11 protein-coding genes are annotated in these 14,796 nt (G+C 71.6%); 8 read left to right on the forward strand and 3 right to left on the reverse strand.

Annotation, left to right across the window (positions count from 1 at the left end; all coding sequences use genetic code 11):
- Positions 1-70 precede the first annotated feature (70 nt).
- Positions 71-1,711 carry an amidase gene (locus IPJ17_11365; protein ID QQR76149.1) on the forward strand — a complete coding sequence of 547 codons (1,641 nt, stop codon included), beginning with the start codon at positions 71-73 and terminating at the stop codon, positions 1,709-1,711.
- 74 nt (positions 1,712-1,785) lie between these two features.
- Positions 1,786-3,375, forward strand: coding sequence for a right-handed parallel beta-helix repeat-containing protein (locus IPJ17_11370; GenBank protein ID QQR72126.1), 1,590 nt, complete (start codon positions 1,786-1,788; stop codon positions 3,373-3,375).
- Between the two features lie 10 nt (positions 3,376-3,385).
- Here the strand turns inward: IPJ17_11370 and IPJ17_11375 are convergent, their stop codons facing one another.
- Entirely contained in the window at positions 3,386-4,258 is an 873-nt protein-coding gene (locus tag IPJ17_11375; GenBank protein QQR72127.1) for a DMT family transporter, read from the reverse strand.
- A gap of 143 nt (positions 4,259-4,401) precedes the next feature.
- Between IPJ17_11375 and IPJ17_11380 the strand changes: the two genes are divergently transcribed.
- The 4 genes from IPJ17_11380 to IPJ17_11395 all read left to right on the forward strand — a co-directional run bounded on the left by IPJ17_11380 (position 4,402) and on the right by IPJ17_11395 (position 8,829).
- Positions 4,402-4,674: a DUF2277 domain-containing protein gene (locus IPJ17_11380; protein QQR72128.1), complete on the forward strand. Its 273-nt coding sequence runs from the start codon at positions 4,402-4,404 to the stop codon at positions 4,672-4,674.
- Entirely contained in the window at positions 4,671-6,092 is a 1,422-nt protein-coding gene (locus IPJ17_11385; GenBank protein ID QQR72129.1) for a hypothetical protein, read from the forward strand. The genes IPJ17_11380 and IPJ17_11385 overlap by 4 nt, the downstream gene beginning before the upstream one ends.
- Before the next feature lie 230 nt (positions 6,093-6,322).
- Positions 6,323-7,363, forward strand: coding sequence for a metalloregulator ArsR/SmtB family transcription factor (locus IPJ17_11390; protein ID QQR72130.1), 1,041 nt, complete (start codon positions 6,323-6,325; stop codon positions 7,361-7,363).
- Positions 7,360-8,829, forward strand: coding sequence for an adenosylhomocysteinase (locus tag IPJ17_11395; GenBank protein ID QQR72131.1), 1,470 nt, complete (start codon positions 7,360-7,362; stop codon positions 8,827-8,829). Before IPJ17_11390 ends, IPJ17_11395 begins: the two co-directional genes overlap by 4 nt.
- Positions 8,830-8,989: 160 nt before the next feature.
- Here the strand turns inward: IPJ17_11395 and IPJ17_11400 are convergent, their stop codons facing one another.
- A complete protein-coding gene (locus IPJ17_11400) occupies positions 8,990-9,631 on the reverse strand; it encodes a LysE family translocator (GenBank protein QQR72132.1) in 642 nt (213 codons plus the stop codon).
- 13 nt (positions 9,632-9,644) lie between these two features.
- Positions 9,645-10,223 (reverse strand): hypothetical protein, encoded by a 579-nt coding sequence (locus tag IPJ17_11405; GenBank protein ID QQR72133.1) that lies wholly within the window; start codon positions 10,221-10,223, stop codon positions 9,645-9,647.
- A gap of 111 nt (positions 10,224-10,334) precedes the next feature.
- On the opposite strand from IPJ17_11405, the gene IPJ17_11410 reads away from it, so the two are divergent.
- Positions 10,335-11,312, forward strand: coding sequence for a YafY family transcriptional regulator (locus IPJ17_11410; protein ID QQR72134.1), 978 nt, complete (start codon positions 10,335-10,337; stop codon positions 11,310-11,312).
- A gap of 350 nt (positions 11,313-11,662) precedes the next feature.
- A complete protein-coding gene (locus IPJ17_11415; protein ID QQR72135.1) occupies positions 11,663-14,776 on the forward strand; it encodes a carboxypeptidase regulatory-like domain-containing protein in 3,114 nt (1,037 codons plus the stop codon).
- Positions 14,777-14,796: the final 20 nt, after the last annotated feature.

Genomic DNA, 14,796 nt, shown 5'->3' on the forward strand with positions numbered 1-14,796 from the left:
GAGCGCTTTCCCCGTAGACTCCGACGGGCCAACGGAGGAGCGGACCATGGAGAGCCCCACGGGATCGGCGATGAATCGGCGTCAATTGCTCGGCGGCGCCGGGCTGGCGGCGATCGGCGTGGCCGGAGGCGCGGCGATCGGCGCGCGGCCAGGCGCGGCGGCGAGTGAAGCGAATCCCAACGACCCTCCGTTCGAGCTCGCGGAGATCACGGTGACCGACCTCGCGACCGGCATGGCGGCCGGGAAGTGGACCTCCCGCCGCCTGACGGAGCTCTATCTCGAGCGCATCGCGACCCTCGATCGCGGCCCGCAGGGGCCGAACGCGGTCGCCGAGACGAATCCGGACGCGCTCGCCATCGCCGCGGAGCTCGACGCCGAGCGCCGCGCCGGGAAGCTCCGCGGACCGCTGCACGGGATCCCCGTGCTGATCAAGGACAACATCGACAGCGGCGACCGGATGTGGACGACCGCCGGTTCGCTCGCTCTCGCCGGCTCGCGAGCGGCGCGGGATGCCTTCCTCGTCGAGCGGCTGCGTGCCGCCGGCGCCGTGTTGCTCGGCAAGACGAACCTCTCGGAGTGGGCCAACATCCGCTCGCCGCGTTCGACCTCGGGCTGGAGCGGGCGCGGCGGCCAGGTGCGCAACCCCTATGCGCTCGACCGCAACCCCTGCGGCTCGTCGAGCGGCACCGGGGCGGCGATCTCCGCGAACCTCGCCCCCCTCGGCGTCGGCACGGAGACCGACGGTTCGATCATCTGCCCGTCGTCGATGTGCGGCCTCGTCGGCCTGAAGCCGACCGTCGGTCTCGTCTCGCGCAGCGGCGTGATTCCGATCTCCGCCACCCAGGACACCGCCGGACCGATGACCCGGACGGTGGCCGACGCCGCCCTGCTGCTCGCCGCGCTCGCCGGCAACGGGAGCGCCGACCCGCGTGATCCGGCGACGGCACGCGCCGCCGGGCAGGTTGCCGACTTCGCCGCCGCCCTCGACCCGCGCGGGCTCGCCGGCGCCCGCCTCGGCCTGGTGCGGGCGTTCTTCGGTTGGCACCCCGAGATCGAAGACCAGATGAAGGGGCTGTTCGCGGTGCTCGAGGGCGCCGGGGCGGTGCTCGTCGACCCGGTCGAGATCCCTCATCTCGCCGACCTCGATCCGCTCGAGGGCGAGGTCCTGCACTACGAGTTCAAGGCGGGGGTGAACGCCTATCTCGCCGGCCTGCCGGTCGACGGCGGCCACCCACGCAACCTCGCCGAGCTGATCGACTTCAACCGGCGGCACGCGGCGGAGGAGATGCCCTGGTTCGGCCAGGAGACGTTCGAGAAGTGCGAGGCGAAGGGGCCGCTCACCGACGAGCCCTACACCCGGGCGGTGAGAGAGGCGGCGCGCCTGTCGCGTGCCGAGGGGATCGATGCGGTCCTCGGCAAGCATCGGCTCGACGCCCTGGTCTGTCCGTCGATGGGGCCGGCCTACCTCACCGACTGGGTCAACGGCGACCACTACACGGGGGCGGCGACGAGCCCCTGTGCCGTGGCCGGCTATCCTCACTTGACCGTTCCGGCGGGCTTCGTCCACGGACTCCCCTGGGGGCTCTCGTTCATGGGGCCGGCGTGGAGCGAGGCCCGACTGCTGCGCCTCGGCTACGCCTTCGAGCAGGCGACGAAGGTGCGCCGCGCCCCGCGTTTCGCCCCGACGGTCGACGTCGGCCGGCGCGCCTGAAGGCGACGGACGGGACGATCCCGGCGCGAAGCGCGCCACAGTCGAGCGACGAGGGGAAGCGGCAGAATCGGGGCGTGCTCCCTCTCGCCGCCAGGCGCCGCTCGCCCCGACTCCGGCTGACCCTGCTCGCTCTCGGCCTCGGGATCGTCTCGCTCGCCGTCGCCCGGGAGGGTGGGGCCGCCTGCCTGCCCGCGGCGCTGCCCGCGACGAGCGCCACCTGGACCACCCTCGGCAACGGGACACCGGGCAGCGTGACGCCGGCGTCGCTGCAGGCGGCCGTCACGGCCGGCGGGTTCGTCCGCTTCGATCTCGGCGCCGCACCGGTGACGCTCACCCTCACCGCCGAGCTGCAGGTGACCCGCGCCGTGACGATCGACGGTGGCGGTCGGGTGACGCTCTCGGGTGGCGGGACGACGCGCCTGATGCGGATCACCAACCCGCAGAACGCGACCTTCACCGTGACCCTGCAGCACCTGACGCTTGCCGACGGGGCGGCGCCGGCGGGCGATGGCGCGGCGATCGACAAGGCGACCGGCGGCCCCTGGCAGGCGGTGAGCCTGACGCTCGTCGACTGCATCGTCCGCGACAACACGGCGATCGCCAGTGCCCAGGACGGCGGCGGCGGGGGGATCTACGCGACCGGGATGGACGTGGTCCGGATCCACGGCTGTCGCTTCGAGAACAACCGGGGAAGCAACGGCGGAGCGATCTACTCGCTCGGCAGCCGGCGCCTGCACGTCACCGATTCGCTCTTCCTCGCCAACCGCGCCACCGGAAGCGGCGGAAATCCGGGCAACGGCGGCAACGGCGGTGCGATCGGCGTCGACGGTGCGAGCCGCGAGGTGGAGATGTGCGGCGTCCGCTTCTACGGCAATCAGGGCAACGCCTATGGGGCGGCCTTCTTTTCCGTCGCGTACGACACGGCGAGCCCCACCGACTTCCGCTTCTGCACCTTCGACAGCAACTTCAATCCGACCGCGCAGGGCTTCGCCGGCGCGGTCTACCTCCAGGGCGGGCCGTTCTCCCTCCGGCAGTCGGTGTTCCGCGACAACGAGGCGAACGGCGTTGGGGCGCTCTTCCTCGGCCCCGGCGCGAGCGGCACGGTCGAGAACTGCACCTTCACCGGCAACGTGGCGCGGCAGAGCCTGGCCGGGGCGATCTCGATCGGCACGACGGCGCCGGTGACGATCGCCAGCTCGACGATCGCCGGCAACTCCGCCCCCGGCGAGGTGGCCTTCGCCGCCGGCATCCGGGTCGACGCGGGCAACGACCTGACGTTGCGCGACACCCTGCTCGTCGGCAACACCGGCGGCAACGTCTGGAACCCCTGGAACATCCTCAACCCCGCGGCGCACGACGGCGGCGGCAACCTGCAGTGGCCGCGCTTCCGGCCGAACGGCCAGGAGGAGGTGCGCGCCACGCCGACCGCGCTCTGGGCCGACCCGCAGCTCGGCGCGCCGTGGGGCCACGGTGGCCCGACCGAGACGATGGCGCTCGCGCCGGCCTCGCCGGCGCGCGGCGCGGCGGCCGGCACGCTCGCCGAGGACCAGCGCGGCGCCGCGCGCGCGGCGCCCTTCGACAGCGGCGCCTGCGAGTCCGCGCCGCTCTTCTTCGACGGCTTCGAATGGGGCGGCGTCGCCGCCTGGGGCCCGGCGCTGCCGTGAGGCGCGGCCGCTAGAGCGTCACCAACACGATGCCGGCGACCGCCAGCGCCGAGGCGAGGAGCTTGCGGCGGGTGAACGGCTCGCCGAGGAAGAGGGCGGCGAGGAGCAGGATGTAGATCGTGCTCGACTGGTTGAGGATCGCGGCGACCCCGACCTTGCTGTGCTTCATCCCGGCGATCCAGAGGATGAGCGAAAGGTAGGAGCCGAGGATCGCCCCGGGGAGGGTGAAGCGCCAGGCGCGCGCCGGGCGGAAGACGGCGAGCGTCTCCCGCCGTCGGCGCGACAGCAGGGCGAACGGGGCCATCGCGGCGAGGCAGCCGATCTGGCGCACCGCGGTCGCCCAGAGCACCGGGGCGTGATCGAGCGCCGGCTTGGCGATCACGATCCCGAGGGCGAGCGCGGCCATCGCCACGACGCCGAGCGCTGCGCCGAGCACGATCTGGCGCGGCGGCACGCCGTGCGGCGCCTCGTGCCGCGCCGCGGTCAGCACGCCGGCGAGCACCAGGCCCATGCCGACGAGCTGCTGCGCCGAGAGCCGCTCGTCGAGCAGCACGCGGGCGAAGAGCACCGTGAAGGGCGGATAGAGGCAGTCGACGATCGACGAGATGCCGGCGCCGCAGAGGTTGAGGCTGCGGTGGAAGAGGGTGTCGGCGATGGCGATCGCCACGATGCCGCTCGCCACCAGCAGCAAGACGTCGCGACCGGTCCAGCCGTCCCACGAGGCCTGGCCGGCGAGGACCACCGTCGGCACCAGCAGCGCGGTCGACACCACGACCCGGAAGAGGTTGAGGGCGAACGGCGGGACGGTCTCCCCCGAGCGCTTGAGCAGGATGACCGCTCCCGCCCAGACGAGGGCGGTGAGCAGCGCGTAGACGTTTCCCATGGGCGGCGGGCCGGCCTCGCGGCGGAGCGCCCGGTCGGGCCGTCCCCCTGCTTCCGGCCGGTCGAGGATAATCGACCCCGACGCGATTGCCCACACCGTCGCCGGAGGCGGCGCCAGTGTAACGAGAGCCAGGAGAGCCGAGCATGTGCCGGAGCATCAGGACCCTCCACAACTTCGCGCCGCCGGCGAGCGAGGAGGAGATCGCCGCCGCGGCGCGCCAGTTCGTGCGCAAGCTCTGCGGCTTCACCCGTCCGTCGCGGGCCAACGCGGCGGTCTTCGAGCGGGCGGTGGAGGAGATCGCGGGGGCGGCGCGCACGCTGCTCGGCGATCTCGTCACCCAGGCTCCGCCGCGCGACCGCGAGGTCGAGGCGGCGCGAGCCCGCCTGCGGCGAGCCTCCCGCGCCGTGCGGCCATGAGAGGCAGCGGCGCAGGCCGGGCGGGGTGGTTGCTCGCGCTCGCCGGCGGCCTGGCGCTCTTCTGGGCGCTCGCGGCGCCGGGCGAGAAGCCGGTGCTCACCGACGACGAGCAGGCCAACGCCCAGGCGGCGATCCACCTGGCGCGCCACGGGGTCTTCTCGCACGCTCCGGGCGTGAACGCTCCCGCGCCCGACGCCTTCCGCGAGCCGGGCTACGCGGCGTTCGTCGCGACGGTCTGGCACCTCGCCGGCAGCGAGGTGCCGATGCGGCCCGCGGGGCTCGCGGCGGGCGACGCGCGGGCGCGCGACGCGGTGCGCCCGGTGCAGCGCGCGCAGCGGCTGCTGCTCGCCCTCGCCGCGCTCGGCGCGGCGGCGGCGGTGGGGTGGGCGGGAGGCCGGTCCGGTCCGACGGTCGCGGCGGTCGCCGCCTTCGCCCTCGTCGCGCTGAGCCCGGCGCTCGCGCGCAGCGCCGATCTCTTCGCCAGCGAGGCGTTGGCCGCGCCGCTCGCCACGGCCCTGGCCTGCGGCCTGGCGGCGCTCGTCGAACGCCCGTCGAACCTCCGCGCGCTCGTCGCCGGCCTCGTGGCGGGCGCGCTGGCGCTGGTCAAGGCGGCCTTCCTGCCGCTCGCCGTGGCCCTGGCTCTGTGCCTCCCGCTGCTGCTCGGAGGCCACCGGGGGCGACACCGGGTGGCGTTCGCGGGGGTCTTCCTGGCCGCGGCGCTCCTCCTCCCCGGGCTGTGGATCGCGCGCAACGCCGCCACCCTGGGGCACGCCACGCTCGCCGACCGCGGCGGCGTCGTCCTGCTGACGCGGGCCGAGCTCGGCGTCGACGTCGAGCGCGAGGGGACCGGCGCGGCGCTCGCGGTCTGGACGCCCTGGCCGCTCGGCGCCACGGCGGCGGACGGCGAGAGCCGCCTCGAGCGCTGGAGCTGGCGGGGGGAGGGCGGGGCGGCGAGCCCGTTCGTCCGCGCCATGGCGCGGCGCGACGCGTTGATCCGGGAGACCGGCGATCCGCTCGCCGCCGACGCGCGCCTGCGACGCGAGGCGCTCGCTGCCCTCGGCGCTGCTCCCGGCCGCTGGCTGCGCGCCACCGTGCCGGTCGCCTGGCGGAGCCTCTTCGCCGAGCGCTCGCCCGCATGGCTCCGCCCGTTCGACGCCGCGCTGCCGATCGGACTGCTCCTCGCGCTCGGCGCCTTTCTCGCTCTCATCCACGCGCTGCGCGGCGCGGACCGGCCGGCGCTCGCCCTGCTCCTTCCGGTCACCGCCGCCTACCTCTTCGCCGTTCTCGCCACAGAGGGCCTACCGCGCTTCCAGCAGCCGTCGCTACCGATCCTCTGGGCCACTGTTGCGGCGACGGTCGATCGGCTGGTCGCGCGCGCGGGCCGGCGGACCGCATCCAAAGACAAGACGTCTGGGTAAGGAACCTCGGAGGAACGAGCCTCGCGCGTCGGGCCGCGGCGCGCTCGGGAACGGACTGGAAGGGTCGGCCGCGCGACGCCTGCGGCTCCGCCTCTTCTTCTTACCCAGACGTCTTTGTCTTGGCGGCTTGGAGCGAGATGGGCCGAACCGGGGCGCCCACTCGGAAACGGTCCGGAGGAGGGGCTTGACGGGAGCGGCGAGTCGAAATATCCTTTCACCCGGATAGAGCGATGGAAGCCCTGGCCCCCACCTCCGCGCCGGACCTGCTGATCGAGCGCCTGTCGGCGCTCGCCGAGCCGGCGCGCCTGCGGCTGCTGGCGCTACTCGAGCGCGACGAGCTGGGGGTGAGCGAGCTCGCCGAGGTGGTGCGGATGCCGCAGTCGTCGGTGTCGCGCCACCTCAAGCAGCTCGCCGACGGTGGTTGGGTGGCGTCGCGCAGCCAGCGCACGGCCAACCTCTACCGCATGCGGACCGACGAGCTCGAGCCCGGCGCCCGCCAGCTCTGGGAGCTGGCGCGGGAGGAGGCCGCCGCCTGGCCGGCGCTGGCGCAGGACCGCCTGCGCCTCCGCCGCCACCTCGAGCGCAAGCGCGAGCGGGGGAGCGAGTTCTTCGCCGGCGCGGCCGGCGACTGGGACCGCCTGCGGCGCGAGCTCTACGGCGACGTCTTCACCCACACCGCGCTGCACGCCCTCCTGCCGCGCGACTGGGTGGTGGCCGACCTCGCCTGCGGCACGGGGGTGTTGGCCGCAGAGCTCGCGCCCTGCGTCGCCCGCGTCGTCGCCGTCGACCAGTCCGCGGCGATGCTCGCCGCGGCGCGCGAGCGGCTCGCCGGCGCGTCGAACGTCGAGCTCCGCCTCGGCGACCTCGAGGCGCTGCCGCTCCCCGCGGCGAGCTGTGACGCGGCGCTGCTGCTGCTCGCCCTGACCCACGTCGCCGAGCCGCCGCTGGCGCTCGCCGAGCTGCGCCGGGTGCTCAAGCCCGGCGGCCGCGCGGTGGTCGTCGATCTGCTGCGCCACGACCGCGACGAGCTGCGCCGCGAGATGGGCCAGCTGCGCCCCGGCTTCGAGCGCGAGGAGCTCGCCGGTCTGCTCGCCGCCGCCGGCCTCGCCGGCGTCGCCTGCCGCGGCCTGCCGCCCGAGCCGGCGGCCAAGGGCCCGGCGCTGCTGCTCGCCACCGCCGAGCGCCCGCTCACCGATCCGTCCGTTCCACCCCCGTCGACGAGTTCCACGACCCCTCGCGCCCCGCGAGGAAAGGAGAAGACCCCGCGATGACCCCCACCCTCGCCACGCCGGAGAAGAAGACCGGCCTCGACTTCCGCGTCGCCGACCTCTCGCTCGCCGAGTGGGGTCGCAAGGAGATCCGCCTCGCCGAGCAGGAGATGCCCGGCCTGATGGCGCTGCGCGCCGAGTACCGCGCGGCGCGTCCGCTCGCCGGCCAGCGGATCATGGGCTCGCTGCACATGACGATTCAGACCGCGGTGCTGATCGAGACGCTCGCCGAGCTCGGCGCCGAGGTGCGCTGGGTTTCCTGCAACATCTTCTCGACCCAGGATCACGCCGCCGCGGCGGTGGTGGTCGGGCCGCACGGCACGGTCGCCGAGCCCCGCGGCGTGCCGGTCTTCGCCTACAAGGGCGAGTCGCTCGAAGAATACTGGGAGTTCACCTCCCGGGCGCTCGACTTCGGCTCCGGCAAGGGCCCGACCCTGCTCGTCGACGACGGCGGCGACGCCACGTTGATGATCCACAAGGGGCACGAGTTCGAGCTCGCCGGGGCGGTCCCGGCGCCGGCGACCGCCGAGAGCGAGGAGTACGCCATCGTCCTCGCCAAGCTCGCCGAGATCCGCGCCGAGGACCCGCAGCGCTGGCGCCGCATCGTGCCGGCGATCGTCGGCGTCTCGGAGGAGACGACGACCGGCGTGCACCGCCTTTACGAGATGGAGAAGGTCGGCCAGCTCCTCTTCCCGGCGATCAACGTCAACGACTCGGTGACCAAGTCGAAGTTCGACAACATGTACGGCTGCCGGCACTCGATCGTCGACGGTCTGAACCGCGCGAGCGACGTGATGCTCGCCGGCAAGGTTGCCGTGGTCTGCGGCTTCGGCGAGGTGGGGAAGGGCTGCGCGCAGGCGCTGCGTGGCCAGGGCTGCCGCGTCATCGTCACCGAGATCGACCCGATCTGCGCGCTGCAGGCGGCGATGGAGGGCTACGAGGTCAAGACGCTCGACGACGTCGTCGCCGAGGCCGACATCTTCGTCACGGCGACCGGCAACTTCGACATCGTCACCGCGCAGCACATGGCGCGGATGAAGGACAAGGCGATCGTCGGCAACATCGGTCACTTCGACAACGAGATCGACATGGCCGGCATGAAGAAGATCGCCGGCATCAAGAAGGTCAACATCAAGCCGCAGTACGACGAGTGGGTCTTCCCCGACGGCCACGCGGTGCTGGTGCTCGCCGAGGGCCGCCTGCTCAACCTCGGCTGCGCCACCGGCCACCCGTCCTTCGTGATGTCGATGAGCTTCACCAACCAGGTGCTGGCCCAGCTCGACCTCGCGGCCAACGCCGGCAACTACCCGAACAAGGTCTTCGTTCTGCCGAAGAAGCTCGACGAGAAGGTTGCCCGCCTCCATCTCGAGAAGCTCGGCGTCCGTCTGACCGAGCTCACCGACAAGCAGGCCGAGTACATCGGCGTGCCGGTCGAGGGGCCCTACAAGCCGGACACCTACCGCTACTGAGCCGCGACCGCGTCCACGCAGCGGGACGAAGGGCGAGGTCCGCGAGGGCCTCGCCCTTTCGTTTTGGTGCTCTGGAAGCCACCCGGCCGACCCCGAGCCCGAGCTTTTGCGGCCCGGTGTCGATGGCACTGCGCGCCGACGAGCACGGCACGTGGGCGGCTCAGGTCAACCGCCGCCACCCTTCGAGCGCCGAGAACAGCGCCACGACGAGCAGCAGCAAGCCGACGCCGCGTCCGGCCAGGGCGAGTGCGTGCGGCCGTTCGGTGAGCCAGCGACGCGCGCGCGTCGCGGCGAGGACGACCACGCCGTAGACGACGAGCTGCGTCGCCACGATCACCCCGCCGAGCGCCGCGGCCTGGAGCGGCACCGCCCCCCATTCAGCGCGCACGAACTGCGGAAAGACCGCCAGCATGAAGACGTAGGCCTTCGGATTGAGCAGGTTCGTCAACACGCCACGGCGATAGGCCGTCGGCAGAGCGACCGCCGCCGCGCTCGTGCCGCGGGTGTCGAACAGCGCCCCGTGGCGCACCATGGCCATCCCGATCCAGGCGACGTAGGCCGCGCCACCGACGAGCAGCGCGTTGAACAACCCCGGCAGGACGAGGAGGATGGCGGCGATCCCCATCCCCCCGATCGCGACGTGAGCCATCGCCGCCGTCACGATGCCGCCGAGCGACGCGAGCCCGGCGCGCCTCCCGCCTCCCAGCGTGCACGCCAGGACGCAGGCCATGTCGAGCCCGGGAAGGAGAACGATGCCGAAGACCAAGAGGAAGAAGACCCAGAGGTGCGCCGCGGGGACCATCGGTGCGCTCCGCTCAACGGGCTCGCCGAGCCCAATCCATGACCCAGTTTTCTTTCCAGGTCTTGCCGTCGTCGGACGAGGTGGCCTGATACCAGCGGCACGAGATCGGCGTGATCCGGTCCCAGCAGCCGCGAACGAGGATCGGCTTGCCGTTGGCGTCGGTGTCGTCGCCATCCCAGGTCCCGACCCCATCGGTGAAGCTGCCCCAGGCCGGCTCGGCGCCGAGGACGCCGCTGCGGCGGTTCACCCAGTAGTCGCCCCAGAGCTTCCGCTGGACATCGAGCAGGCGAAGGCCCATGCCGCTGAAGTCGCGCTCGGGAATCCGCAGCTCCTCGACGCTCGCCATGCCGCCGAGCAGCCCGATGACGGTCGCCTCGCCGCGAAAGCGGTCCCAGCGGCCGTCCTTCCATTGACGATGTTCGATCGTCCACTCGCCGGTGAGGAAGTCGAAGTCGCCGGGCTTGCCGGAGGCGGCCGGCGGAACGGCGGCCTCCCGGGCGGTGGTCGTCATGCCGAGCGTGCCGGCGACCGTCAGGCCAGCGGCGATCTGCAGGAGGCTCCTGCGCGCGAGCTCCGAAACGTCGATTCCCATGGGTTCTCCCGTTGCGTGGTCATCGCGGGTCGATTCCCGCCGACGCCTTCTGGGGAGACGCTAGGGCCGCTAGCGGACGTTTTCCGCCCTAATCGTTGATACCCTCGCGGCATGAGCTCGTCGACTCGCCGAACGCTCGCGGTGCTCGAGCTGCTGCAAGCGCACGGGCTACTGTCGGGCAGAGAGATCGCCCGCCGCCTCGGCGTCGATCCCCGCTCGGTGCGGCGCTACGTCGTCGCGCTCGAGGAGATGGGGATCCCGGTCACCGCCGAGCGCGGCGCCGGGGGCGGCTACGCGCTGGTGGCCGGCTTCAAGCTCCCGCCGATGCTCTTCACCGACGACGAAGCGCTGGCGCTCTCGCTGGGTCTCCTCGCGGCGAGCGCTCTCGGTCTCGGAGCCGCGGCGGCCGGCCTTGCCAGCGCTCGCGCGAAGCTCGAGCGGGTGATGCCGGCCGACCTGAAGCGCCGGCTGCGCGCCGCCGACGAGACGATGCAACTCGATCTGCCGGCAGGGGGCCCACCGGCGGCGGGCCATGTCCTGGCGACGCTCTCCGCCGCCGCCCAGGCGCAGCGGACGGTGCGCCTGGTCTACACCGCGGCCGATCGGAGTCGCACCGCACGCGATCTCGATCCCTACGGCCTCGCCTTCCGCGGTGGCTGCTGGTACGTCGTCGGCCACTGCCATCTGCGCCGGGCGAGTCGCACCTTCCGCGTCGACCGCATCGCCACCGTCACCCGCACCGCGCGCACCTTCGAACGCCCGAGAGAGTTCGACACTCTCAAGGCGATCTCCACCGCCATCGCCACGCTGCCGCGAGCGCACCGTGCGGAGGTCCTCCTCGAGACCGATCTTGCGACCGCGAGAGCGCAGATCGCCGCGACGCTCGGCACCCTCGAGCCGGTCGAAGGCGGCGTGCTCCTCTCCTCGCAGACCGACGACCTCGCCTGGCTCGCCCGCGAGCTCGCCCGGCTGCCCTTCACCTTCCGACCCAAGGCCCCGCCCGAGCTCCGCGCCGTGCTGCTGCGCCACCTTCGCGCCATCCGGCGCGCGGTGCTCGCCGAAGAGGCGGAGTCTCCCTCCGCGTCGTAGCGATCTGCTCGCTGCCGTATCGGGCGTGCATGGAGTCGATGTCGTCGGCGTCGCTAGTGGTGAGGCCGAGGTCGCGCTCGTGGCCGGTGAACCTGGCCCGGACGTCGTCCTGGTTGAGGGAGGTGGCCTCCTTGCCGGTGACGAGGCCGCTGCGGACGGGTGTTTCTCGCCGGTAGGCGATCCGTGACAGGTCCTTGTTCGGTTTGAGCCTCGAACGGTAGCGAGTGAGAAGAGGGGCGGCGGGAATGGCCGGCGACCCGGACCTACCTGATCGGGTGTTTTGCTGATCCCCGTCCACGGCAGTACAGTTCGAGTCACGACCTGTCTCCTTCAGCCGAGGAGGAGCGCGTATGGATCATGCGTCCGCACCGCCGGCGAGGGTTCTCGCCGCCTTTTCACTCGCCTTCCTTGCCGTCGTCGCGCCGGGATCGCCCGTGGCTCTTGCCGAGGCCGTCCCGTCGGGCTCGACCGCCTTGGCTGCTGGGCCTGCCCCGGAGAGCGAACCGCCGGCCGGAGCCTCGGGCGAGGCCGTGGCCCTGCGGCAACAGATCACCGACCTGCGCCGGGAGCTCTGGCAGCTCGAGGAGACGCTGGCATTGACGCCGTTCGAGGTGGGGGAGACGGTGACCGGCGCCGAGTCGCGGCGAGCGGAGATCGGGCGGGTGCTGGAGAGCCTGAGGGCTCGGGTGGGAACGGTTCAAGGAGCCGCTCCCGACGCCGTGATGGAGGAGCTCCTGCGGGCGAGTGGAGAGAGCGAGTCGTTGCGGGCACGGATCGAGCGGCGGACGGCGCGGCGCAACGCGGTCGGACCGCAGTTGCCGTACTCCCCGCAGCGTGAGCCGGGTGATCTCGAGATCGTCCCGACCTCGACGCACACCACCTGCGAGACCGCGCTCGAGCCCGGCTCGACCCGTGTGCGGGGGATCGTGCGGCCGGAGGTCTGGTTCCGGGTGCCGGTACCAAGAGCGATGAGGGTGACGTTCCGGTCCGAAGCGCTGGCCGGGGAATTGGCTCTCTCGTTGCATGATCGCTGCGGAACGGAGCCGCGCTTGGCCTCGGGCGCGCCGCGTCGCTCCGCGTTCCTCACGACGGCCGTCGTGAAGGGTGACATCTGGGTTCGTGTCAAAGGACGGTCGACGACCGATCGTCGGCACGAGACGTTCTCGTTCGAGGTCGTTTTCGCATCGGGAGCGATCTCGGGTCGAGTGACCCGCGCCGACGATGGTTCGGGTGTGCAGGTTCGGGTGGTTGCGGTGCCGGTCGACAGCTCGAGCCAGCGTGTCGCTCTCACGACGGAGAATGGCGAGTTCCTGATCTCCGGCCTCGCGCCCGGGTCGTACCTGCTGTCTCTCCGCGACACCGGCGTCCTGGTTCCGGAGCTGTGGAACGACCATCCCTGCGCCGGCGGACCGCCGGTCGGATGTTCGCTGAGCGCCGCGAATCCGGTCGTTGTCAATGACTCTGCGACCACGATGGGCGTCGACTTCCAACTCGAGGTGGGTGGGAGGATCGGCGGGCGGGTGTTGCTCCGACCCGAAGCGACGCCACCCACGTCTTCGGCCCTCGTGAAAGTGATGAGCTCGGCGGGGCAACTGGTCGGCTCCGCGGCGACGGATTCGTTCGGGCGCTATCAACTCTCCGGTCTGCAGGGTGACTACCGCGTGGTGGCTTCGGCTTCCGGCCGGGAGACGCAGATCTTCGATCACGGGACCTGCGCCGGGACCTGCATCCCGTCGAGCGGCGCTCCGGTCGTGGTCGGGCCGGGTGTCGACCGAAGCGATGTCGACTTCGACCTGAGCCCCCTCGGTTCGATTGCCGGCAAGCTCACGAGCACGACGGGTGAGCCGATCGCCAACGGCTACGTCTCCGCGAAGATGATGGGTGATCCGAACAACTCGAGGTACACGAACTCGGACGCCAATGGCCGGTACGTGGTCACTCAGTTGCAGCCCGGGAACTATGTGGTCTCGGCGAGTCCCAGCTACTACGAGGCGAAAGTGTGGGGCGGTGACACCTGCACTTACACGGCCGACTGCTTCACGCAGTGCAACGATGCTTCCGCAACTCCGGTGACCGCGGCGGTCGGTGTGACGACTTCGGGAATCGACTTCACGCTGCGGCCATTCCCCTCGATCAGCGGCCTGGTGACGAAGGAGGAAGACGGGGCGCCGCTGCCGGGAGTCATCGTACGCAACACCATCCCCGGATTCTGTCTTTCGACGTGGGACGAGTCGGACGGGGCCGGAACCTACCGACTCGAATCGGCCCAGCCGCGGGAGCACAGGCTCTTTTCCTCCAACGCCCTCGGGCGCATCGACGAGGTCTACGACGGGTTCTCGTGCGGAATCGATGGCTGCTCGTGGTATTCCGGCCCCTACACGCCGGTGCCAGTCACGCTCGACGGGCCGATCGATGGAATCAACTTTGCCCTCTCTCGAGGTGCCTCGATCCAGGGCGTCGTTCGCGACGTTCAGGGGCAAGGAGCAGTTCTCTGTCCGAACGGTGGCGTTGAGCTCTATTCGGGCACCGGAATGTGGCTCCGGGGAACCTGTCCAGCCGCGGACGGTAGCTATCACTGGGACGGTCTCCCCGCGGGGACCTACTTCGTCGAGGCCTCGGGCACCGCTTTCGTCGATGAACGGTTTGACGGCGTCCCCTGCGAGGGCGGTTGCGACGGGGGAACCCCGCTCGAGCTCGCCCTCGGCGAGCAGAGGGGCGGCATCGACTTGACGCTCGACCGCTACGGCCGCATCTTCGGCACCGTACAAGTGCAGGCCGAGCCGAATACGCTCTGTGAGGGACCGACTGCGGAAGTCGATCTGTGGGACAGCGGCGGGAATCTGCTGCAGACGGTGAACACGGACGGTTTGGGTCGCTATGACCTCAGGGTTCCGACCTCCTTTCCCGTGCATGTGACGGCACTTGCCTCCCACTGCGAGCGAAGCCTGTACCCGGGCATCAACTGCCCGGGGCAAGTCGGAGTCGATTGCCTTCTTTCGCCGGGGTCTCGGCTCACGGCGAAGCTGAACGTCGACCTGACAGGGGTCGATTTCACACTGCGACCGGCACCGGGCCTGCGCGGGCGGGTTCTCTCCGATCCCGATGGAGCTCCGTTGCCCGGTGTCGTCGTCGACCTCTTCGACGCCACCAGCCACGCGCACGTATGGGCCAAGCAGAGCGAAGCCGACGGGAGCTTCCGCATGGACTTCCTCTGGTCAGGGAGAACGTTCCACCTCGCCACCGACAATGGAGCAGGTGCCGTCGACGAGCTCTGGCAGGACATCCCGTGCCCGAACGGCCCAGCACGGCTCGGCCTTTGTGATCTCGGCCTCGCGACGCCGATTCGGCTCCGGGAGTACGAGATCGTCGAAGGCCTCGACTTCGTCCTCTCCCCCTGGCCGGTGTTCAAGAACGGATTCGAGACCGGGTCGTTTGTCGGCTGGGGTGGGATCAGATCGAACTGAGTGCAGACGCGAGCGAGATT

Source organism: Holophagales bacterium (assembly GCA_016699405.1).
Taxonomy (GTDB): Bacteria; Acidobacteriota; Thermoanaerobaculia; order Multivoradales; family JAGPDF01; genus JAAYLR01.